Origin of the sequence: Dolichospermum sp. DET69 (assembly GCA_017355425.1) — a bacterium.
Classification (GTDB): Bacteria; Cyanobacteriota; Cyanobacteriia; order Cyanobacteriales; family Nostocaceae; genus Dolichospermum.
Window position 1 is genome coordinate 497315 of the sequence record CP070233.1, and the last position, 23246, is coordinate 520560.

13 protein-coding genes are annotated in these 23246 nt (G+C 37.7%); 12 read left to right on the forward strand and 1 reads right to left on the reverse strand.

The genetic code is table 11. The features are described from left to right. Window positions 1–273: 273 nt before the first annotated feature. The 9 genes from EZY12_02580 (at window position 274) to EZY12_02620 (ending at window position 14054) form a co-directional block, all read left to right on the forward strand. The gene (locus EZY12_02580; protein QSX68609.1) at window positions 274–966 is read left to right on the forward strand and encodes a hypothetical protein; all 693 of its coding nucleotides are present in this window, start codon (window positions 274–276) and stop codon (window positions 964–966) included. Between the two features lie 66 nt (window positions 967–1032). Next, complete coding sequence (locus EZY12_02585; protein ID QSX68610.1) at window positions 1033–1491, forward strand: hypothetical protein; 459 nt, start codon at window positions 1033–1035, stop codon at window positions 1489–1491. 418 nt (window positions 1492–1909) lie between these two features. Next, window positions 1910–3718 carry a carbohydrate porin gene (locus EZY12_02590; GenBank protein ID QSX68611.1) on the forward strand — a complete coding sequence of 603 codons (1809 nt, stop codon included), beginning with the start codon at window positions 1910–1912 and terminating at the stop codon, window positions 3716–3718. Window positions 3719–7747: 4029 nt separating this feature from the next. Next, entirely contained in the window at window positions 7748–8497 is a 750-nt protein-coding gene (locus EZY12_02595) for a DUF928 domain-containing protein (GenBank protein QSX68612.1), read from the forward strand. A gap of 2 nt (window positions 8498–8499) precedes the next feature. Beyond that, window positions 8500–10734, forward strand: coding sequence for an adenylate/guanylate cyclase domain-containing protein (locus EZY12_02600; protein ID QSX68613.1), 2235 nt, complete (start codon window positions 8500–8502; stop codon window positions 10732–10734). A gap of 69 nt (window positions 10735–10803) precedes the next feature. After that, a complete protein-coding gene (locus tag EZY12_02605; GenBank protein QSX68614.1) occupies window positions 10804–11586 on the forward strand; it encodes an MBL fold metallo-hydrolase in 783 nt (260 codons plus the stop codon). Between the two features lie 24 nt (window positions 11587–11610). Further along, window positions 11611–11853, forward strand: a complete 243-nt coding sequence (locus EZY12_02610; protein QSX68615.1) for a hypothetical protein — start codon at window positions 11611–11613, stop codon at window positions 11851–11853. A gap of 47 nt (window positions 11854–11900) precedes the next feature. Further along, entirely contained in the window at window positions 11901–12509 is a 609-nt protein-coding gene (locus EZY12_02615) for an IS607 family transposase (GenBank protein QSX68616.1), read from the forward strand. Between the two features lie 27 nt (window positions 12510–12536). Next, the gene (locus EZY12_02620) at window positions 12537–14054 is read left to right on the forward strand and encodes an addiction module component (GenBank protein ID QSX68617.1); all 1518 of its coding nucleotides are present in this window, start codon (window positions 12537–12539) and stop codon (window positions 14052–14054) included. A gap of 73 nt (window positions 14055–14127) precedes the next feature. Here EZY12_02620 and EZY12_02625 read toward each other — a convergent pair whose 3' ends face one another. Then, on the reverse strand, window positions 14128–15306 hold the full coding sequence (locus EZY12_02625) for a low temperature requirement protein A (protein QSX68618.1): 1179 nt from the start codon (window positions 15304–15306) through the stop codon (window positions 14128–14130). Between the two features lie 584 nt (window positions 15307–15890). On the opposite strand from EZY12_02625, the gene EZY12_02630 reads away from it, so the two are divergent. The 3 genes from EZY12_02630 (at window position 15891) to EZY12_02640 (ending at window position 23146) form a co-directional block, all read left to right on the forward strand. Further along, window positions 15891–20177 carry a DUF4114 domain-containing protein gene (locus EZY12_02630; protein QSX68619.1) on the forward strand — a complete coding sequence of 1429 codons (4287 nt, stop codon included), beginning with the start codon at window positions 15891–15893 and terminating at the stop codon, window positions 20175–20177. Window positions 20178–20298: 121 nt separating this feature from the next. Then, window positions 20299–22104 (forward strand): carbohydrate porin, encoded by a 1806-nt coding sequence (locus EZY12_02635; protein ID QSX68620.1) that lies wholly within the window; start codon window positions 20299–20301, stop codon window positions 22102–22104. Between the two features lie 700 nt (window positions 22105–22804). Then, the gene (locus EZY12_02640; GenBank protein ID QSX68621.1) at window positions 22805–23146 is read left to right on the forward strand and encodes a carboxymuconolactone decarboxylase family protein; all 342 of its coding nucleotides are present in this window, start codon (window positions 22805–22807) and stop codon (window positions 23144–23146) included. Window positions 23147–23246 lie beyond the last annotated feature (100 nt).

A 23246-nucleotide genomic window follows, 5' to 3' on the forward strand; every position in this document is an offset into this window, starting at 1 on the left:
ATGATGGATGCAAATGATATTGTGACTGAAAACTATTTTTAACGAAGTTGGGCAAAAAAACTGGAAAGTTTCATGAAATCGCGCTCAGTGTAAAGATTATTTACGGATATGTTAATCTAGTCTTACTTTAGTTTGACAATTAACTAATGCTGAATTGTTCAGTACCGCCGGAAGATACCATAATAATAATAATGTTTTTAACAACTTTATTTACCGATTTAGTAGGATATAACTCTTTAGATACTGTGTTAGTGTTTTACAATAGGGTATAGTTTGCAAGCAAGAGAAATTAAGGATAAACTAAATTTACTGATCGAGCGAGCTTCTGGGATAGATCCAAATCTCACCACAAAACTAAGAGAGATAGACCGTTGGATTAAACATATCAAGCTTGGTTCTCTGATATCCAAACCCATCGTTGTCGCTTTTTTATTAGAAGTGATTACGGACTCTAAGGTTTGGTTAGCAATTAAATCTTTACCTTCAGAGGAAGACCAAAGACTACAGTTTGAGCAAATGACCGCCAATGAGAGGTATTGGTACGGTTATCTATTTCCTAAATGGATAAATGCCACAGACACCAAATTTTATATTTGGAAGAAAAAAATGATGGCGGGGGAGTTTAATCAGGCTGATAGTGATATTATTAAATATATAGCTCAGGATGTTGTTCACCGGGAAGGGGATTTTTGGCGGCGTTATATAGCTGACCTTTCTATGGCAACAGACCTAATTGTTAGCAATCAACAAAATAAACCACTCTGTATTCAAGTTACCAGTGTAAGTGAAGAATTCCATAACACAAAATATCAAAAGTGGCAAAATTCACTGCAATTGTGGGAAATAGGACGAGGATTGTTTCTCAGTTACAATCCCCAAGAAAATGATTTTATCCATCAGTTAGTCAATGTGGCACTGTATAACAGTGATCATCTTGACGAAGGAAAGTATGTGAATTTTTCCTGATTCCCAAATATTGAAATCGAAATCTGTGTCCTAGCCAACATCATTAATCCGCTGAAAATACCATTTATGGTTAACCAACAACAGACTAATAATAGCGCTCAACTCGAAGACTTGACTGAAGCGTTAGCAGCAGCCAGGAATATGCAGCAAGATTGGCTAAATTATGGACTTAATTTTGTCCATATTTATGTAGAAGATGTGGAAAGTGATTGGCTAGAAAGTTGGGGAGATGATGAAATATCCAATCCTTTATTTGATGCTATTAAAGACTTTTTAGTGAGTGATGATGATGTAGCTATCAAAATTAGAAAGTATATAGGAGATACATCATTGTTTGATTTAGCAGTAGACTTAGAAGAATGTTTGAGAATATCTAGAGAAAATGATAAAACATCTGCTGTGAAAGAGGTGTTAGCAAATGATATTGATTTTGATATTGATGATCTGGAATTATGGAATTTAGCTAATAATTTTGTAGATAGATGTTATCCAAAAAATTTAGAATCTAGAACTATTGAAGTATAGTTTGAGGTTATAGCGGTTCTCGGTCGGATGAAATACAATCGAGGGCGGGGAAACCCTACAGGGTTTGTAATTTAATGACTGTATCTCATCTAAGTGCATACCGCTATATTACTTTTCAATTAACCCTGTGGAGACTTTTCATAAAACGTTTCCATATTATTCTATCCATATGTAGATGACATCACTTACCTAAAACGGATATGAATCTTAATAATTTATTCTTAACCAAAAGATAATTTATCACTCTTTGTTGCTATAATAACGATCAATGTATCAGTAAATTAAACTAGATACAATAAATCATTAGAAACACAAATCTTATTCATAAATCAATATATATACATAATCAGGTTCAAAAATTGTTCCTGAAGTGTTGCTATTGATTCTTAACTTTATAACCAATCTGTGAGGAGTCTCTATGAACATAAAAATAGCTAATGCTTGTGGTATAGGCGTGCTGTACCTATTTGCAGGAATATTACCTGCACAAGCGATGGATGCGTTTGCTGAAGGTTTTGCTAGTTTAGGTGAAGATACACATAATAGTCAAACTGTCAACTCTTCCAAAATTAGCACAGCAGGATTAAGTGATCAAAAAGTCGCTTCTTCAGCGACCGACGATAAGACACAGACAGATTCATCAATGGAACAGGTAACATCTGTATCTCAACTTTCCGATGTTCAGCCTAATTCATGGGCTTTTGGAGCATTACAGTCTTTAGTTGAGCGATATGGCTGTATTGCAGGATATCCCAACGGGACATTTCGCGGGAATCGGGCTTTAAGTCGCTATGAATTTGCGGCTGGTTTAAATGCTTGTTTAGATAGAATTAACGAGTTAATTGCCACTGCAACTGCTGATTTACCATCAAAGCAGGATTTAGAGACATTAAAAAAACTGCAAGCAGACTTTTCCACCGAAGTAGCCACATTACGGGGAAGAGTAGATGTAGTAGCAGCACGGACAGCAGAGTTAGAAAAAAATCAATTTTCTACAACCACTAAATTAAGTGGAGAAGCGATTATTTCTGCTATTGGTGCTACAGGGGGTACTCCTGGTGGAAGTGATCCAAAGATAGTTTTAAACAACCGAGTTCGTTTAAACCTGCTCACTAGCTTCACAGGTAAAGACTTACTTATCACTGGGTTGCAAGCACATAACTTTTTGGGTGGTGTGGATGGTACTGGTAGCGTCCAAAACGGTTTGGGATTATCTTCAGGTTTACTCAGTGCTAGTAGCGCTCGCACCAGCTTTGAACCGCAATTTCCCGGAGTTGACCCTAAAAATTTATCGGCTGTTGGTGCAAACTCAGTTCAGCTTTACAAACTGCTGTATATCTTCCCCGTTGCTAAAAAATTAACCTTATTTGCGGGAACGGGTGCAGAAGTATCTGATGCTTTCCCTGCGGTTACACCCTTCTATGGAGAGGGACAGGAATCTATTTCTCGGTTTGCTAACTTAAACCCTGTCGTCAGGGTTTCTGGAGGGACTTCTGGCTCTGGTTTAGCCTCTGCGGCTGGCTTTATTTACAGTGTATCCCCTCAACTTGATTTGAGAGCTTTATACGGTAGCGTAAATGCAAATCTGCCTCAAAGTGCGGCTGATATAGCCCCTGGAGTTTCCGGGACACCTTTAGGCTCAGGAGTCTTTAGTGGTAGTAGCGTTATAGCTACACAATTAACTTTTAAACCCTCCAAATCCATAGATATTGGCTTGAACTATGCGAATAGTTATCACCAAATCAATATTTTAGGTACGGGATTAACTAGTAGTGATATTGGCGCATTAGCAACAGTTCCTTTGGGAACACCTGTCAAACTCAACTCATTTGGTGGAACTGTTAATTTGCGGTTTTCTCCCAAAATAGCTTTGTCTGGTTATGGTGCAGCTATGTTTGTGGATGATTCTTCTCCCTCTGTGACTGCTTCCACAACCTTTACTAGTTGGATGGTAGGTTTACACTTTAATGATTTAATCAAACAGGGTAATAATGCCGGTTTGATTTTTGGACAACCTCTATATCGGACTGATGCTAGTGGAGATGCTAAACTTGCTGACGCTGGGGTAAATAGAGCCGTTCCTTATCATTTAGAAGGTTACTACCGTTTCCGTGTGAATGATCATGTGAGTATTACTCCAGGTGCGATTGTCCTGTTTAATCCTGAAGGAAACAAAGATAACGAAACCACAACTATCGGGGTGCTGCGGACTACCTTTACTTTCTAAGCAAAAATCAGTTTAAATTTTTCATTAGAAATTGAAAATCAAAAGATAGTTGTAGGGGTTTAGCAGTGCTAAATCCCTATTTTTACGCTAAATCATTTATTTTTTAAGGTGCGTCAGACTCGATAATTTAGTAACAATCAAGAGGCAGTTGATAGATGGTTTAGATTGCTAAATTGTCTGCATCAGGATTTACAGGATTGTTGTTTGTGGGTTGTTTGTGATGATTCAATGATTCAATTGTCTGAATCAGGATTTACAGGATTTTAGGATTTACAGGATTGTTGTTTGTGGGTTGTTTGTGATGATTCAATGATTCAATTGTCTGAATCAGGATTTACAGGATTTTAGGATTTACAGGATTGTTGTTTGTGGGTTGTTTATGATGATTCAATGATTCAATTGTCTGAATCAGGATTTACAGGATTTTAGGATTTACAGGATTGTTGTTTGTGGGTTGTTTGTGATAATTCAATGATTCAATTGTCTGAATCAGGATTTACAGGATTTTAGGATTTACAGGATTGTTGTTTGTGGGTTGTTTGTGATGATTCAATGATTCAATTGTCTGAATCAGGATTTACAGGATTTTAGGATTTACAGGATTGTTGTTTGTGGGTTGTTTATGATGATTCAATGATTCAATTGTCTGAATCAGGATTTACAGGATTTTAGGATTTACAGGATTGTTGTTTGTGGGGTGTTTATGATGATTCAATGATTCAATTGTCTGAATCAGGATTTACAGGATTTTAGGATTTACAGGATTGTTGTTTGTGGGGTGTTTATGATGATTCAATGATTCAATTGTCTGAATCAGGATTTACAGGATTTTAGGATTTACAGGATTGTTGTTTGTGGGTTGTTTATGATGATTCAATGATTCAATTGTCTGAATCAGGATTTACAGGATTTTAAGATTTACAGGATTGTTGTTTGTGGGTTGTTTGTGATGATTCAATGATTCAATTGTCTGAATCAGGATTTACAGGATTTTAGGATTTACAGGATTGTTGTTTGTGGGTTGTTTATGATGATTCAATGATTCAATTGTCTGAATCAGGATTTACAGGATTTTAGGATTTACAGGATTGTTGTTTGTGGGGTGTTTATGATGATTCAATGATTCAATTGTCTGAATCAGGATTTACAGGATTTTAGGATTTACAGGATTGTTGTTTGTGGGTTGTTTATGATGATTCAATGATTCAATTGTCTGAATCAGGATTTACAGGATTTTAAGATTTACAGGATTGTTGTTTGTGGGTTGTTTGTGATGATTCAATGATTCAATTGTCTGAATCAGGATTTACAGGATTTTAGGATTTACAGGATTGTTGTTTGTGGGTTGTTTGTGATGATTCAATGATTCAATTGTCTGAATCAGGATTTACAGGATTTTAGGATTTACAGGATTGTTGTTTGTGGGTTGTTTGTGATAATTCAATGATTCAATTGTCTGAATCAGGATTTACAGGATTTTAGGATTTACAGGATTGTTGTTTGTGGGTTGTTTGTGATAATTCAATGATTCAATTGTCTGAATCAGGATTTACAGGATTTTAGGATTTACAGGATTGTTGTTTGTGGGGTGTTTATGATGATTCAATGATTCAATTGTCTGAATCAGGATTTACAGGATTTTAGGATTTACAGGATTGTTGTTTGTGGGTTGTTTGTGATGATTCAATGATTCAATTGTCTGAATCAGGATTTACAGGATTTTAAGATTTACAGGATTGTTGTTTGTGGGTTGTTTGTGATGATTCAATGATTCAATTGTCTGAATCAGGATTTACAGGATTTTAGGATTTATAGGATTGTTGTTTGTGGGTTGTTTATGATGATTCAATGATTCAATTGTCTGAATCAGGATTTACAGGATTTTAGGATTTACAGGATTGTTGTTTGTGGGTTGTTTATGATGATTCAATGATTCAATTGTCTGAATCAGGATTTACAGGATTTTAGGATTTACAGGATTGTTGTTTGTGGGTTGTTTATGATGATTCAATGATTCAATTGTCTGAATCAGGATTTACAGGATTTTAGGATTTACAGGATTGTTGTTTGTGGGTTGTTTGTGATAATTCAATGATTCAATTGTCTGAATCAGGATTTACAGGATTTTAGGATTTACAGGATTGTTGTTTGTGGGTTGTTTGTGATGATTCAATGATTCAATTGTCTGAATCAGGATTTACAGGATTTTAGGATTTACAGGATTGTTGTTTGTGGGTTGTTTGTGATGATTCAATGATTCAATTGTCTGAATCAGGATTTACAAGATTTTAGGATTTACAGGATTGTTGTTTGTGGGTTGTTTATGATGATTCAATGATTCAATTGTCTGAATCAGGATTTACAGGATTTTAGGATTTACAGGATTGTTGTTTGTGGGTTGTTTATGATGATTCAATGATTCAATTGTCTGAATCAGGATTTACAGGATTTTAGGATTTACAGGATTGTTGTTTGTGGGTTGTTTATGATGATTCAATGATTCAATTGTCTGAATCAGGATTTACAGGATTTTAGGATTTACAGGATTGTTGTTTGTGGGTTGTTTGTGATAATTCAATGATTCAATTGTCTGAATCAGGATTTACAGGATTTTAGGATTTACAGGATTGTTGTTTGTGGGTTGTTTGTGATAATTCAATGATTCAATTGTCTGAATCAGGATTTACAGGATTTTAGGATTTACAGGATTGTTGTTTGTGGGTTGTTTATGATGATTCAATGATTCAATTGTCTGAATCAGGATTTACAGGATTTTAGGATTTACAGGATTGTTGTTTGTGGGTTGTTTGTGATGATTCAATGATTCAATTGTCTGAATCAGGATTTACAGGATTTTAGGATTTACAGGATTGTTGTTTGTGGGTTGTTTGTGATGATTCAATGATTCAATTGTCTGAATCAGGATTTACAGGATTTTAGGATTTACAGGATTGTTGTTTGTGGGTTGTTTGTGATGATTCAATGATTCAATTGTCTGAATCAGGATTTACAGGATTGTTGTTTGTGGGTTGTTTGTGATGATTCAATGATTCAATTGTCTGAATCAGGATTTACAGGATTTTAGGATTTACAGGATTGTTGTTTGTGGGTTGTTTGTGATAATTCAATGATTCAATTGTCTGAATCAGGATTTACAGGATTTTAGGATTTACAGGATTGTTGTTTGTGGGTTGTTTATGATGATTCAATGATTCAATTGTCTGAATCAGGATTTACAGGATTTTAGGATTTACAGGATTGTTGTTTGTGGGTTGTTTGTGATGATTCAATGATTCAATTGTCTGAATCAGGATTTACAGGATTTTAGGATTTACAGGATTGTTGTTTGTGGGGTGTTTATGATGATTCAATGATTCAATTGTCTGAATCAGGATTTACAGGATTTTAGGATTTACAGGATTGTTGTTTGTGGGGTGTTTATGATGATTCAATGATTCAATTGTCTGAATCAGGATTTACAGGATTTTAGGATTTACAGGATTGTTGTTTGTGGGTTGTTTATGATGATTCAATGATTCAATTGTCTGAATCAGGATTTACAGGATTTTAGGATTTACAGGATTGTTGTTTGTGGGTTGTTTATGATGGTTTAGATAATTCAGACAAAAAATAGACTCAAAAACATCCTGAAAATCCTTTAATCCTGAAAATCCTGATTCAGACAAAAAATAGACTCAAAAACATCCTGAAAATCCTTGAATCCTGAAAATCCTGATTCAGACAAAAAATATGCTCAAAGACATTCTGAAAATCCTTTAATCCTGAAAATCCTTTAATCCTGAAAATCCCATTAAAGTCAACAGACTAGGCTACCTTCTGGAAACAAATTTTCCTTTCTGACTGAGCTTTAAAGTCAGAACTAAAGTTTTAGGGAATAGAACACTTTCTGTTTCCTGTTTTCTATTGCCTTTTTTTGTAAATTTTTCTTAAAACAGTATATTAATCCAACATATATTAATCTCATACAGTAGAATAGCGTAGAGAGTAATAAACTAAGTATTAACCGTTATGAATTTGCCAAAATATTTCCTGTACCTAAGAAAACTAATCAGCATTATTTCACCCACACTATTAATTACATCTGCCCTGCCTACACAGTTACTGGCACAGCCATTACCAATGAAAATAAGTCTGGAGTTCCCGTCTGGAGATTCTAGAGGCACACCTAAATCAACACTAGGTGGAGGAAGAAGAGGAAATTCGTGTCTCACACGTGACAAAAAGAAAGCCTCTTTAACTGCCTTAATGCCCAACCGAAGTAATAAAAGCCTCACAGTTTCCGCAACTCCAGAATTCTATTTTTATGTTCCTACAAGTACTGCAACCACCGGAGAATTTGTTATCAGATCCGGTGAAGAAGATGGTTTCGAAACAACCTTTCAAGTACCTAGTAAATCAGGAATAGTAAAACTGCAACTCCCCTCCCAATTCCCTCTGAAAACAGGTTTAACATATAAATGGTACTTTGCAGTCATCTGTGATGATCTTGACAGAAGTGCCGATGAATATACACAGGGAATAATAGAACGAACAGCTATCAGTAAATCTTCGAATGAGGCTCTTCAGCAAGCAACTCCTTTAAAACAAGCAAAAATTTATGCTCAGTATAATATTTGGTCAGAAACTCTCACCAATATTGCCCAGTTACGCATCCAAAAGCCAAATGAATGGAAAGAACTGCTAAAATCAGTTGGTTTAGAGGCAATAGCCGAAGAACAGCTAGTTGATTGTTGCCAATTAAACCCTAAACTTAAGTAAAAATGGATGCAAACAATCTGAAAAATTTTCTTTGGCAAGGACGCGGCTTGTGGAGTACCACACCAATAATTGCCTTAGCAGTAATTCTCATCCGTTTTGTAGGTTTATTACAGAGCTGGGAATGGGGCGTTTTTGACCAATATGTGCGTTGGCGACCCCCAGAAACCCGTGACGACCGCATTGTTATTGTTGGTATTGATGAAGAAGACTTGGCTAATCTCAAACAAGTAAAGATTACAGATCAAGTATTAGCTAACTTCCTCAACAAACTTAAAGCCAAAAAACCAAGAGCCATTGGACTTGATCTGTATCGTAACTTACCTGAATCACCCGGTACTTCAGAATTAGAACAGGTATTTAAATCTACCCCTAATCTAGTTGGTATCGAGAAAGTAGTAGGAAAAAGCAGATACGAACGAGTAGCACCACCACCAGTCCTCAAATCTTTGGGTCAAGTGGGTGCAAATGACTTAATGGTTGATTCAGATAACAAAGTGCGGCGCGCTTTGATGTATGTAGATACGGAAGACAAGAAAAAAGCTTACAGTTTCAGCTTACATTTAGCTTTGCGTTATCTGGAAAAAGAAGGAATTGTCGTCAGCAAAGATTTTCGACTAGGGAAAACTAAATTTATTCCCTTTGAAAGTAATGATGGTGGTTATGTTCATGCTGATGCTAATTCCTACCAGATATTAATGAACTATCGAGGAAACAACAGTTACTTCGACACCGTTTCCATGACAGATATTATGGAAGACAAAGTACCTGCTGGTTGGGGGAGAGAGCGTATCATCCTCATTGGATATACAGGAGAGAGTTTCAAAGACTCATTTTTTACTCCATACAGCAGCGAACTTCTCAGCTTCTCAAAACAAATGAGTGGGATAGAAATTCATGCCAATATCACCAGCCAAATTATCAGTGCAGCCTTAGAAAATCGCCATCTATTTAAAACTTTCTCAGAACCTCAAGAGTGGGTATGGATAATATTTTGGAGTGGGGTTGGTGCGTTATTGACTTGGAACTTGCGATTACAAGACCTATTCACATTTCAGAGGGCAGCGGCTGCTGTACTGGCAGGAGGCGCTTTACTAGGTAGCACCTATCTAGCTTTTCTATGGGGTTGGTGGCTACCCGTAGTTCCACCATTTTTAGCACTCATAGGCTCAGTGGTTGCCATCACAGCTTACATTGCTCGTACTGCTGGAAATATCCGCAAGATCTTTGGGCGTTACTTAACGGATGAAGTTGTAGCTAATATACTAGAAAGTCCAGAAGGATTGAAACTTGGTGGTGAACGGCGGCAAATTACCATTTTTACATCCGACTTAAGAGGATTTACAGCAACATCAGAAAGATTACCACCTGAAGAAGTTGTCAAAATCCTCAACTTTTATCTGGAATGTATGGCAGATGAAATTACCAGGTATCAGGGAACTATTGATGAATTCATGGGTGATGGGATTTTGGTACTTTTTGGCGCTCCTACAGCCAGAGAAGATGATGCTGTTAGAGCCGTTGCTTGCGGTATCGCCATGCAGTTAGCTATGGTCAAAGTTAACGCTAAAATGCAGGAATGGGGTTTACCAGCCCTAGAAATGGGCATCGGTATTAATACAGGTGTTGTGGTCGTGGGCAATATTGGCTCGGAAAAGCGCACTAAATATGGCATCGTTGGTAGTCAAGTAAATTTAACTTATCGCATTGAGGGCTATACCACAGGTGGTGAAATTATTATTTCTGAATCTACTTTTCAAGAAGTAGAGTCAATAGTGGTAATTGATAGTCAAATGCAAGTTACTCCAAAAGGGGTTCAAGAACCAATCAATGTTTATAAAATAGCTGGCATTACCGGGCAATACAATCTTTTTCTCTCTCAACATCAAGAAGAATTATGCACTCTTCCTGAACCCCTTGCTATTGAATATGCGTTGGTAGATGGTAAAGATATTGGTAGTTTATCTGTCAAAGGACTTTTAGTGCGACTTTCAATCAATGAAGCAGAAATTTGTTTTGTCAGTGAAGAACTTCAAGAACCACCATCTTGCTTAACCAATATCAAACTTAATTTATGTACACCCAATCAATCGGGAGAAACAGGCGATATATATGCCAAAGTTTTAGAAAAATCTGCCCAAATAGGGCATTTTTGTATTCGCTTTACTGCCAAACCTCCAGAAATTATCAGCAAATTTAGTAATTTAATTGAACAAATTAATTCACAAAATTCTCAATAATTTAGAAGTTAGGCATCAGAAATCAAAATAATTGTAAAATTAATATATTCGATACCGAATAATAGCAAAATGACAAAATTGATATTTTTAGGTTCTGGTTCAGCTTTTACAGTTGGTGCCAATAACTTCCAGTCTAATATGATCTTAGTAACTGAGCAAAATCATAAACTATTAATTGATTGTGGCACAGATATTAGACTTTCTCTCCATGCGGCTGGTTTATCATATCTTGATATTACCGATATTTATATTAGTCATCTCCATTCTGATCATGTAGGAGGACTTGAATATATTGCTTTTAGTACATTATTTGACCCCAGGTGTCAAAAGCCAACTATTTATTTAAGCAAAGATGTTTCTAGTAATCTTTGGGATAGAACTTTATCAGGTGGACTCAGATTTCTTGATGGCGATATTGCGACGATAGATACATTTTTTAAAGAGCATAAAATTAATCATCATGGTCATTTTACCTGGCAAGAAATCAAATTTGACCTCGTCAAAGTTAGTCATGTTAATAATGGCTTTTATCTGATGCCTAGCTATGGATTATTTTTTACATTAGAAGGCGTTAAAATATTTTTATCCACCGATGCTCAATTATGTTTAAATACAAATGGAGAATACTATGAGCAAGCAGATATAATTTTTCATGATTGTGAAACATCACGTTATCAAACTCCTGTTCATGCCAATTATGAACAATTATCAATGCTACCAGCAAAAATCAAAAATAAAATGTGGCTATATGGTTATCAACCGGGTTTTCTGCCTGATGCTAAAAAAGACGGTTTTTGCGGTTTTGTAAAGTGTGGTCAGGTTTTTGAATTTTCATCTTTAGAGAATGTTTGATAGCTTGCGTAGCGTAGCCATAAAGTGTTTCGCTTTAATGGCATTCATACTCAACCAGGTGAGGTAGTTGTAGTAACAGGAGATTGTCCTGAATTGGGCAATTGGGATATTAGTAAAGCTTGTGTTCTAGAATACATCAATCAAAATACTTGGTTTGGAGAAATACCTTTTGATCAAAGTGCTGGTCAAGCGATCGCTGATAAATATGCCATTTTTAGGGAAAACCAAACCCCCCTGCGCGAAAATATCGTTAGCCACACTCTCTAATCTCAAAATAACGTAGTATACTGGGGTTAATCGTATTTAACCGAAAGATGAAATACCTAACCCCAGAACAAGTTTATAAACAGTTCGGCTATCACCCTAAGACGACGGCAGAATGGGCTGACTTAGGGAAAATAGAATGTATCCGTTCCCCTGGTGGACATCGAAGATATCCAGAATCAGCGTTTATAAAAACAGTCTCAACGGATAAAGAGCGGGTTCTTTACGCCCGTGTCAGCACAAAAACCCAGTTGTTAGACCTTGACACACAAATAGAATTTTTAGGTAAAACCTACCCAGGATGTCGAGTCGTCAAGGATGTGGCTAGTGGCATGAATTGGAAGCGGAAAAACTTTCTTAAATTAATGACTCAAGTTGCCCAGAATCAAATCTCTGAAATTGTCGTAGGGCATAAAGACAGATTATGCAGATTTGGATTTGAGTTCGTTGAGTGGTTTTGCAACCTTCACAGCTGCAAAATTGTTGTGGTAAACAATGCCAAGTTATCACCACACGAAGAGTTAATGCAGGACTTTATGGCTATCATGCACTGCTTTTCCTCCAAACTTTACTTCCTTCGGGCTTACAAGAAAAAAATAGCCGAAGAGCAAAATATTCATGAAACAAATAGTAGTCAATACGAGTCAATGGGTGTATAGTAGTAAAAGACGTAGTAATCCAAACTCATGAAACTCAAGGTAAAGAATCAGTTAACCGTTACGAGAATCGCTATTTTAGGAACTGAAAAACTAAATAACTGGAAATCTAACGAGCTTGATTTGATCGCTTTGAGCTTGGGTAAACTACGCTCTGACCTGTGGAACGAGTTCGGGTCGTTGAAAGCCTGGGGTGTTTCTAAATTTGAGATTGACAAACAGCTACGCACCTTAAAAGACAAATATCAATTACCTGCTAAGTTATGGGAAGCGACTCTCTATGACGTAATTGATGATATTCATTTAGTTCAGGCTGCTTGTGTTGAGAAGGTGATAAAATCTTTGGGGCAATCGTTCCAGTCTTTTCAGGCTAAAAAAGGAGTTTTACAACTTACCTTAGAAAGTCGGGAATGGTTGGAACATCCCAAACTTTGCACCTTAGTTAGAAAGTTTTGGTATCGAGGACACACGAAAGTTTGTAACCAAATTATTGTAAAGGCTTATGATACTAAAACAGATGATAAAGGTGTGGTGTGGTTGCGTTTTGGAGGTTTAACTCCATGTAAAACTCTCAAACTACCAACGACTTTACCAACAGAAATCAAGTGTCAGATAAGGCTAATTAAGCGTAATAGTAGATGGGAAATTCATTACACAACTGATATCCAAAAAGCTGAAAAAAAGACCGAGGGTAAAATAATTGGATGTGATAGAGGTTACACCGAAGTTTATGCCACATCTTCTAATGATGGTGCTAGATTTTTAGGTAATGATTTTGGTAAAATCCAAACTCAAGAAACCGATTACAGAACAGCGAAACAAGTAAAACGTAATAAAATCAAGTCAGTTTTTAACAAGTCTACAGCTAAAGGAAATGGTGCTAAGGCTGATAGAATTAAACGGAATAATCTTGGTAGAATCAAGTGGGACAATCGGGAAACATCCTTTAAAGGTAGGATTCAAACAATAGTTTTTACAGCTACGCATGACTTGATGACAGATGCGATCAAGGTAGCTTTTGAAGATTTGACGGAGCAAATAAAAGGCAAAAAGCCCATGAGAAAGCGCATGAAGAGAAATGTTTCTTCATGGTGCAAGGGGATAGTTGCGGATGCCCTCAAACAAGTTTCAACCCGTGTAGGTTGCACGGTTGTTAGTGTTAATTGTGCGTATACGTCACAACTTGACTCCAGATTTAGTACCTTAACGGGGACTAGAAATGGTGACAAGTTTACCGGACATGATGGGGTCGTGATGCACTCAGATACTAACGCTGCTGATAACGTTCTAGTAAGAATGGGTGACGTTGAAATCACTCGTTACATGAAACATTCAAACGTAAAAGTAATATTACTAGAACGAACTCAGAAGTTTCGGGAATCCCTAATAGTGGAGACTGAAGCGAAACCGGGCAAGGATAAGCCCCAGACTCTAGAACCTAAAAGCAAACTTGCGAACAAGGTCAATCAGAGAGCGAACTATAAGCAATTGACGTTGTTTGACCAAGGTTTAACTACGTTATTTGTGTATCCCGTCGCTGGATTTTAGCAGAACAAGGAACTGTGAAATGGCGCGACAATTGGGCTAGTTAACCGTGGGGTTTGGTGTCTTTATCAATCACCTAATCACTCACAAAAAACTGGCTTTTTGTGAATAAATCTAGAACTACCGTCACCATACAAGCACCAGCCACAAGAGCAATTAAAACCACAGGAGATAAATTATTTCCCGCAATAGCTAAGAATAAAACAAAACTTCCCGCGCCCAGACGATAGACACTCAAAATTCTCCCTGTTTGCATTTTATCTAAAACACAAGTCGAGAAATTAATCACGGCTAAAACCATTAAGCATAGTGTTACCGCACCACAAAAAAGCCAACGTTCATTTCCTGGTAGAACATTAACTCCACTTTTAGCAATTATATGCTCAACCCCTACCCCCATTGCTCCTAAACCTATAGCTAGGAACAGGTGAGAATAAAGCCAAGTGAGAAAGATTTTGACTCTACCTGCTTTCATAGTTTCTAGTGGTGAAACATCAACGCTATCGAAATAAAGCCACCAAAAACTAAAAGCAATACTCACACCTAACACAGCCATTAATATTGATGAGGTATCCCATTGTTTTCCTGCTACCCCCCGCACGACTGCGTGCATTGATTCACCCAAGACAATAATTGTAAATAGTCCTAGACGTTCGGGAACATGAGACATATTTGGTGGGATTTGAACTGCTAAATTACCTGTACCTAGCGGAGTCATAAATTCTATTAGCAAACCTAATACCCAGAATCCAAACCGCCAGGGAACTGGCACAAACAGTGAAACTAACCACAATGCTATACCAATACTAAAACCTTTGACATACCAATTAGTTAAGGGACGAGCTTCTGTGACATAGTGTCCGGCAATCAGATATTGAAGAATAAGAATACAACGAGCAACTATGTAAGAAATAGCAAATTCTTGAGAAGATGTACTTAAACCATGATGTAAATTTACCGTCAAAGCGACAATAATTGACATTTGTAGTAAAGTTAGCAAGCGATCGCCAAGGTCGTCAGTATCAAAAAGTGTAGCGTAAAAAGTAGCACCTATCCAACACCACCAAATAGGTATAAACAGAGCCACAAAACCAATAAATCCCCCCAAAGAAACATCTTTACTGAGATTATGAGATAATTCAGCGATCGCTACTACAAACACTAAATCATAGAAAAGTTCCAACCAAGTTGCACGTCTTTCTTCATGCTCCTCGTCAATGCGTAATCTAGGCGGTTGCCATAAATTTTTTTTCATGAGTTTAGGTACTAAAAACTACTAGCCAAAAACTATTTTAGGGGGTTTAGGAGATATTTTTATAAAAAATTTACAGCACTTCCCGATGTTATGATGTTCGTCATATGATCAAAAACTGCGGTACATTTAACAATTAGGATTAAATAGGGTTTGCTGAAAAAGTCTTCTCGTGAAGGCTAGGAGTCACCGAGTCAGGAGTCACCGAGTCAGGAGGAATAAAGAGGAGGAAGAAGAAGGAAGAGAAGGTTGGACAATTAGTCCTCAAATTTACGCGATTATTTTTGATGAAAATGCCAGGGTTTTAAACATCTATTGTCAATAATCTTGCACTTGTTTGGTTATAAAACCCTGCAAACCTTTATCTATCAACTCTTTTGCTTTCTTTTATGCAAACCCTAAATATTGAAAACCCTGTTAGATAAGAGAACTTCACAAAAAAGATGATCCAAATTTCTGATATCAAAATGTTAAAGAATAACACTACGTGTTGTATCATATTTAATAGAACCGACATAGATCACGTGGAAAATAAACATTCAAATAGCTTTTTCAACTAATTTTTGTAACCTTGGAGCATTTTCATCATGACATTACAAAATAGATACATTATCGGTACTGACAATTTTCAGAACTGGAGTAAGGGTTATAACACATCAGGTTACTTAAAAGTATTGCCGCATCCAGACCTAAAAGTTGTCTTTAAAGACCCATTTGCTAACTGGCAAAAAGATCATCAAAATGGTCAGTATAAATCAACAGATGCAACTGGTACGTACTACTCCAGTTGGGGACCAGATAAAGAGTTAAATGTCACGTTAGACATGAAGTACCTAAGCCAGATCAGCATTGATGGTTTTGGTACTTTAAAAGCAGGTGACGGGATCATTCCTTGGTTAAAAGACCAAACAGGAAGTCAGGAAACAACAGCCTATGAATTTCTCCGGGCATATAATGGTTTAGTTCCTGGACCATTGCTAGTTGCAGAACCTGGCGACACCATCAAAATTACCCTCAAAAATAACTTAAAACCTAGCTCAGTTGCGCCATCTGCTCCAGAACAACCAACAAATCTACATACACATGGACTACACGTTTCACCCGTAGGAGCAGGAGATAACGTTCTTGTTAGCGTTGCTGCTGGAGATACTAGAGAGATATCAATTAAATTACCTGATAATCACGCTATTGGATTTGACTGGTATCATCCTCACTTGCACGGGATAACTAGTGAGCAAGTGGCTTCCGGTTTAGAAGGTCTTTTATCAATTAACGCTCCATACAACCTCCCCGATCTAGACAAATTTAATGTTACAAAAGAGCCAATCTATACCCTATCCATTAATACATTTGGGATTCAGCAAGAACTAAGAAATGCCAGCAATGATGATCCTTTAAACCAGAGTGCAGATGGATTAAAAGTTCCTGCTGGTACACCCCTACAAATAACTGATGGGGCTTATCAACTTTCTGATGCAGTTTTTGGAGGTTACAACGCTAAACCAGGATTCTATGATCCAAAATACCCGGTTGGAAATCCTACAACCCGTTCATTTGAATACGGTGGCGGAGGTTTATCAGAACCAGTAGAAAATGTCATTCACACCGTTAATGGACAATACAACCCCACAATAGAAAACGTTCACACAGGCAAATGGAGTCTCTTTAACTTCGCCAACATGAGTATCAACTCATTCCACCTCTTACAGTTGGTGCATGAAGATGAAGATGGTCATCTGACCCCTGAAGAAGTTACCTTGGTGTCTATTGACGGTAACGCCAGCGGTGTCGTAGAGGGGACGAGAAGAGAAGTCACACAGTTTCCAGTCCTAGCACCTGGAGATCGTGTTGCTATTCAACACGCTTTTACCAAGCCAGGTAAATACTACTTTCTTTCCAATGGCACAAATGAAATTCTCGATCAACAATACGTATCCAAACTTATTAATAATGGTAAAGGCTTTAACGATGGTCACTTAATTTGGGCTCCTCAAGTTTTAGCTACTATTGAAGTCACGGGTGATGAATTGGCAGTAACTGATTTACCTCCCTTCCCTGAAGTTTATGACGTTTTAGTCGAAGAAAGTAACAAGATTAATGCGACTATAGAAGCTGCCAAAAAGGGTGTTGATCGGGAAAGAACTTTTGTTTGGGATGCCAACGTAGGTGGTGCTATCCTGGCTGGCAATTCTCCTAGTGATACCAAAGTCAAAACCTTTGAAGGCACATATACAATCAACGGGGAATATTTTTCCACACAGCCCGGTGAGAGTATGCCCCCCCTGGCAATGCCTATGTTGGGGACAAAAGAAATTTGGACTATTGTGAATAAATCGGGATTGCTAAATCCCAATTTACCCCAAGGTTTAAATATTCCTTTGTCAGAGTGGCATCCATTCCACATTCACCAAAATGACTTTACTCTTTTAGAAATCAATGGCTTGAAGGTAGAAGATATTCAGCAAACCTACTTAGCTGGCATCTTAGCTGATACGATTTCTCTACCACCTGCCTATGTTGATGGTACTATTACCAAAGATAATCCTTACGGTACACCGTTCAATAGTCAAGTCAATAACCCTGCTACAGGTAAAGCATCAGAGGTGAAAATCCTGATGAATTTTGAGGATTTTCCTGGCAGCTATGTCAATCACTGTCATATTCTTTTTCATGAAGATGCCGGGATGATGGCTACTATCAGAGTCATTCTCAACACAGAAGATACCTGGTTGGGTTTGGGGGTGGATCAGAATGCTAAAGGACAAATAGAGTTGGTTAGAGCTAACAACTATCAACAAAGCATTACTCTCAACCCCTATGGTGACAACTTCAACGCAGGAATTGATCTAGCGATCGCTGATGTCAAGTATAAAACCATCAATTCAGCAGAAAATCAGAACGTTACTGATAACGTTACTGACATCATCACCATTCAGAAATCCCTGGAAAAAGCTAACGATAAATTTACCGTTAAAGTATTTGATGGTGAAACATTAATTCACAAACAAGAAACAGGGACTAAAAAAATTACAGAGGCAGAAAACGCTGCCCTGTTAATTACAGAATTCAATCCCTTCCAAAATATCACTGCATCCAAAAACCAAATTGCCTCAGTCGCATCAGGTGACATTGATGGTGATGGCTTTGCAGATATCATCGTGGGTTTAGGTGGGGACATAGCACCCATAATTGAGATTTACAGCGGTAAAGATTTTCAGTTGATGAGTCGCATTAGTGCCTTCCATCACGAAACTTTCACAGGTAAAATCAACCTAGCAGTTGGCGATATCAACGGTGATAACTATGACGACATCATTGTGGGACAAGGCAGTGGTGGACGTGGCTTAGTCGAAGTCTATGACGGGATCTTAATTCAGGAAAAAGGTAGTTTGGTTGGCAAAGATACAGCACATGATACAAAACTGCTATCCCAAGTTTTCCAACCCTACGGCACTAACTACACTGGTGAAGTAGATATCACCTCTGGTTATGTTCTCCAAAGACCAGATGAACCCAATGGCTTCCGTGTTCAGACCAACAATGCCAACCTGACTACAATCGCTAAGGGTAATAAACCTGAAGATTATGAACAAATTCAGGTATTTACCTATATGGGTGGAACTCATCATGAGGATCATCAAAGTAGCTCCCAGGAAGAGGAACTTCGTCTTGATGTCTCATTAACCCCCACTGGTAACACCCAAGAAATCTTGGGAACTTTTGCGGATCTGACTGGCTTACCCAAAGGTGAACCAGTTATGTTTACCCGCAGGAAAAATGGTGAGTATGAAATTATTCACCTGGGAGCAAAAAACACCCCTGAATCCTGGACATTTGGTGAAGCCACTAACCAGTCAGTTACAGAAATAAGTAAAGGGAATGGCAAAGATATTTTCACGCTCAACGGTGGTAGTAACGGCAAAATCAAATTAAAAGTCACCCTGGAAGAATACAGTTCTAGTTTCGTCAACGAAATGGGAGTATTTTCTGTTGATGGTGATGATGGTAACATTGGCGGTATAGCTCCGGGAGCATCTGGTTACACTGAGGCAGCTTTAGCACGATCCAAAGTTGTGTTTTCATCCATTGCCAATTTACCTACAGGCTTTAATAACACTGGTATATCTAGCCTATTAGAATTTAACTCTGGTGAGAGAGTGAGATTCTTGTTAGTTAATAACAGCACTTTAAACGCTGTATCATCTGGAGTCACCCCGAAAACAGAAGTGTTGTTTTCCGAAACATCCCAACAAATTGATACTTTAACAGGTGGTGAATTTTCCCTCAAATGGCAAGATAAATCTGCCAACAGTAACCTTAAAGTCAAAATTAAAGCTACCAGTGAAAGTTTATTGCAGGGTACGAGCCTGCAAGGTAATTTGGCCGGAGAAATCCTTGATTTTAGATCTGCTACCACTGATGTCAAGGCTGAGTTTAAGGTTTACAGAGAAGCAGCATTTAACAACTTTGTCGGTTTTTATCCCATCTTAGATGCAACAGGGAAAATTGATACTAACAAAGATGGTAAAGCCGATTTTGCCCCAGGTGATGCAGGTTATCTCCAAGCCGCTATTAATTCATACCTGAAAGATATGCGACTATCTGTCAGCAACCAAGGGGAAGCAACTTACCAAGGGACTTTTGCCAAAGGCTCACTCTTTGCACCATTTATGATTGCTGATGGCACACCAGAGGCAGTTTTAGGCAATTCTGGTAACATTCCCGCAGTTTATTTCCCATTCTTAGGAGCTAATTCAGATCGGGCTGATCATATTCGTCTACTAGGCAATAACGTCTTTGGTTTTGAAGATTTACCAAATGGTAGTAGTGACAGAGATTACAATGATATCATTGTGAAAATTACTGTGGTTTAAGTTATGGGGGGTGAATTTACGTTTACCCCTAATCAATTTAGAATTCTCCTGTATGTACTTATGACAGATGAGAATTTAAACCATAAAAATTGTTTTGATTACGTGGTGTGAGATTAATAAAATGTTGGCATTAATAAAATTACTCGCTAGTCCAATGGTAGTCGTGGGAGCGATCGCTACTTCAACTTTAATAAGTAGTATTGCTGCTGCTCAGGTAGTATTGACAGATAATTCCTCCCCATCTGAATCAACTACCCTATCTAATTCAATTGATCCTCTCCTGGATAGTTCCTCTACTGTTAGCCCTGTTTTAGATCAAAATGGCAGCAAAGCAACTACCCTATCCAATTCAGTTGATCATCTCCTAGATAGTTCCTCTACTGTTAACCCTATTTTGGATCAAGTTGATAGCAGTGCCGATCAAGATATGGCACAAATTAATAGTGTGGCTCAGTTTTCTGATGTTCAACCAACAGACTGGGCTTTTGGTGCTTTACAGTCCCTAGTTGAACGCTATGGCTGTATTGCAGGTTATCCTAATGGGACATTCCGTGGAAACCGTGCTATCAGCCGTTATGAATTTGCGGCAGGGTTAAATGCTTGCTTAGATCGGATTAAAGAATTAATCGCCACAGGCACGAAGGATATTGTCGTCAAAGCTGATTTAGTTTCTTTGCAGCGGTTAGAACAAGATTTCTCCTCTGAACTAGCAACTCTCCGGGGACGTGTAGATACATTAGAAGCTAAAACTACCGAAATATCTGAAAATCAGTTCTCTACTACTACTAAACTATTTGGTAATTTAAGAGTTCAAAATAATGCCTATTTCTCCGGTGATGGTAATCCCCAAGCTAATATGCAATACAACCTATTCCTGGGGTTACTTACTAGTTTCACAGGTAAGGATTTGTTACTCACTGCACTTGGTGCTACCAGCAGTGAATTTCCTAATTTAACTACAAACAATAATGGTAGAGATGTGGGTTCTACCAGAGAAGGTGCCAGTGATACCACTGGTTCAGGTGATACTGGAGGAAATGTCAGAATTATAGGTTTGGAATATCAATTCCCTGTCGGAGAGAATTTAGTTATAGATGTAGTAGCTGCTAATCGTTATCGTTTTAGTCCCGTTTTACTATCTAAATTTGCTCCTTATTATCGGATTGGCGGTGGTCCAACCAGTGCCTTTGCTGAAGCACCTCCTATTTATCTCGTTGGTGCTGGATCTGGTGTTTCTGCCAGTTATAAGGTTGTAGACTCGACAGTGCTAACTTTGACTTATTTATCAACTTTTGCCAATGATGCCAATGCCGGGGGTTTATTTAACGGAGATTATGTAGCGTCTGGACAGATTAACTATAATCCCAATCCTGGGCTGTTTTTACAATTGTTATACCAGAACGGCTACTTTGCTCCTGGTAATTTTGGTTTTAATAATGGTCAAACTTTTAGAGGTAACGGTTTTGTAGGTAGTGCTTTAGCAAATCGCTTTGATGATACTGGTGTATTATTCCGTGATGCTTCTGCTGTTAGTAGTAATGCTTATCAGGCTGGTGGCTATGTTGCTATTAGTCCCAAGGTACTAATTGGCGGTTGGGCTAACTTAATCAAAGCTAGGCTAATTGGTAAAGGGGATGCTGATATCTGGACTTACTCAATTCAAACGGCTTTTCCTGATTTGTTTAAGCGAGGGAATCAGGGGGGGTTAATTGTGGGAATGGAACCTACTCTCACAGATGTGAGAAGTCAATTACCTTACGCACAATTCAAAAAAGATAAATCATTGCACATAGAAGCATATTACAAGCATCAGATTACAGACAATATCTCAATTACTCCTTCTGTCACCTGGATTACAGCCCCTAATCAAGATGCTGACAACAAAGATATTGTTATGGGTGGGCTGAGAACAACATTCAACTTTTAGACGGCTTAATCATTTAATTCTGTGAGTAGGGGTTTAGCAGTGCTAAACCCTTAAAAATCTAGTAATTTCGTAAAAGTCCATGTCCCAAATGTGTTTAGTATAATTAAGCAATATCAACCAAATTATCGGTAAAAAGTGTGAGAAATAATCCCAGCCTTTTTACCAACAAGTAAGAATTGTTAACCTAATCTTAATTTAGTTACAAGTTAAATCCCACATTCCGCACCCTTGACTGTCACAAACGGTGATTACGGAGGTAAATTGATAAAAAAGGAGTAAAAAAATACATTTGTTCCTTTTCTGATAAAACATTGGTGGCAATTATAAACTACAACATAATATTCCGAGTTTATGCTGTATACTCAAAAAAGGTTAGTTAACCATTAATTGAGAATAGAATTCAAAATCCAGTGGATACCTTGATAGAGGGTTCTTTTTAGGAACTACGGTCAGAAACGGTAAGTTCTACCGAGATTGTCTGTGGAGCGGGCAAACAAGATTAGAAGTCATTCTAAGACCGCGATGAAGCAGGAAATAAACACTAAGATTATCGCTGTCCAGATGTGTCTAGACTTTGGTAATTTTGGGTAAGTTTTATAGAACGGCTAACAAATCTTGGTTTCTGATTACGGAACTAGAATTGTAAATCTCAATTGTTACATAGTTGATAGATGCCAAGATAATTAGGAAAAGTCAAGCTATGAAGTATGAAAATGCCGTTTTAGATGATTTAGAACTTCAAGAGGCTTTAAAACAGATAAATCCGAAATTTGGTGATTTTGTTACGCGAGTAGCAGGTGAAGCTTGGGGACTGCCATTAATTGACCAAAAAACCAAAGCCTTGATTACCATTGCTGTTGATGTCGTCAACCAAGGACAAGCAGGACCTGGAAGCCCCTTTGGTGCTCATGTCGGTATGGCTCTCAAACAGGGAGCAACTCCTGAAGAAATCGAAGAACTGTTATTGTTTCTTTGCGCTTATGCAGGATTTAATAAAGTTGCAGGCTGCTTTGGGGCTTTGAATGAAATTATGAGAAAATAATTTTCGGTGTAATTCTGGAATCGGCTAACCTTGATTTGTAGTTAAAGAAAGTGTAATTATTGAAGTGCAGAAACACGGATATTTGGGAAAAATAAAATCC

Coding starts and splice junctions, on each gene's coding strand:
- EZY12_02585 (QSX68610.1), top strand. CDS start 1,033: ATGGTTAACCAACAACAGACTAATAATAGCGCTCAACTCGAAGACTTG.
- EZY12_02590 (QSX68611.1), top strand. CDS start 1,910: ATGAACATAAAAATAGCTAATGCTTGTGGTATAGGCGTGCTGTACCTA.
- EZY12_02595 (QSX68612.1), top strand. CDS start 7,748: ATGAATTTGCCAAAATATTTCCTGTACCTAAGAAAACTAATCAGCATT.
- EZY12_02600 (QSX68613.1), top strand. CDS start 8,500: ATGGATGCAAACAATCTGAAAAATTTTCTTTGGCAAGGACGCGGCTTG.
- EZY12_02605 (QSX68614.1), top strand. CDS start 10,804: ATGACAAAATTGATATTTTTAGGTTCTGGTTCAGCTTTTACAGTTGGT.
- EZY12_02615 (QSX68616.1), top strand. CDS start 11,901: ATGAAATACCTAACCCCAGAACAAGTTTATAAACAGTTCGGCTATCAC.
- EZY12_02620 (QSX68617.1), top strand. CDS start 12,537: ATGAAACTCAAGGTAAAGAATCAGTTAACCGTTACGAGAATCGCTATT.
- EZY12_02625 (QSX68618.1), bottom strand. CDS start 15,306: ATGAAAAAAAATTTATGGCAACCGCCTAGATTACGCATTGACGAGGAG.
- EZY12_02630 (QSX68619.1), top strand. CDS start 15,891: ATGACATTACAAAATAGATACATTATCGGTACTGACAATTTTCAGAAC.
- EZY12_02635 (QSX68620.1), top strand. CDS start 20,299: ATGTTGGCATTAATAAAATTACTCGCTAGTCCAATGGTAGTCGTGGGA.
- EZY12_02640 (QSX68621.1), top strand. CDS start 22,805: ATGAAGTATGAAAATGCCGTTTTAGATGATTTAGAACTTCAAGAGGCT.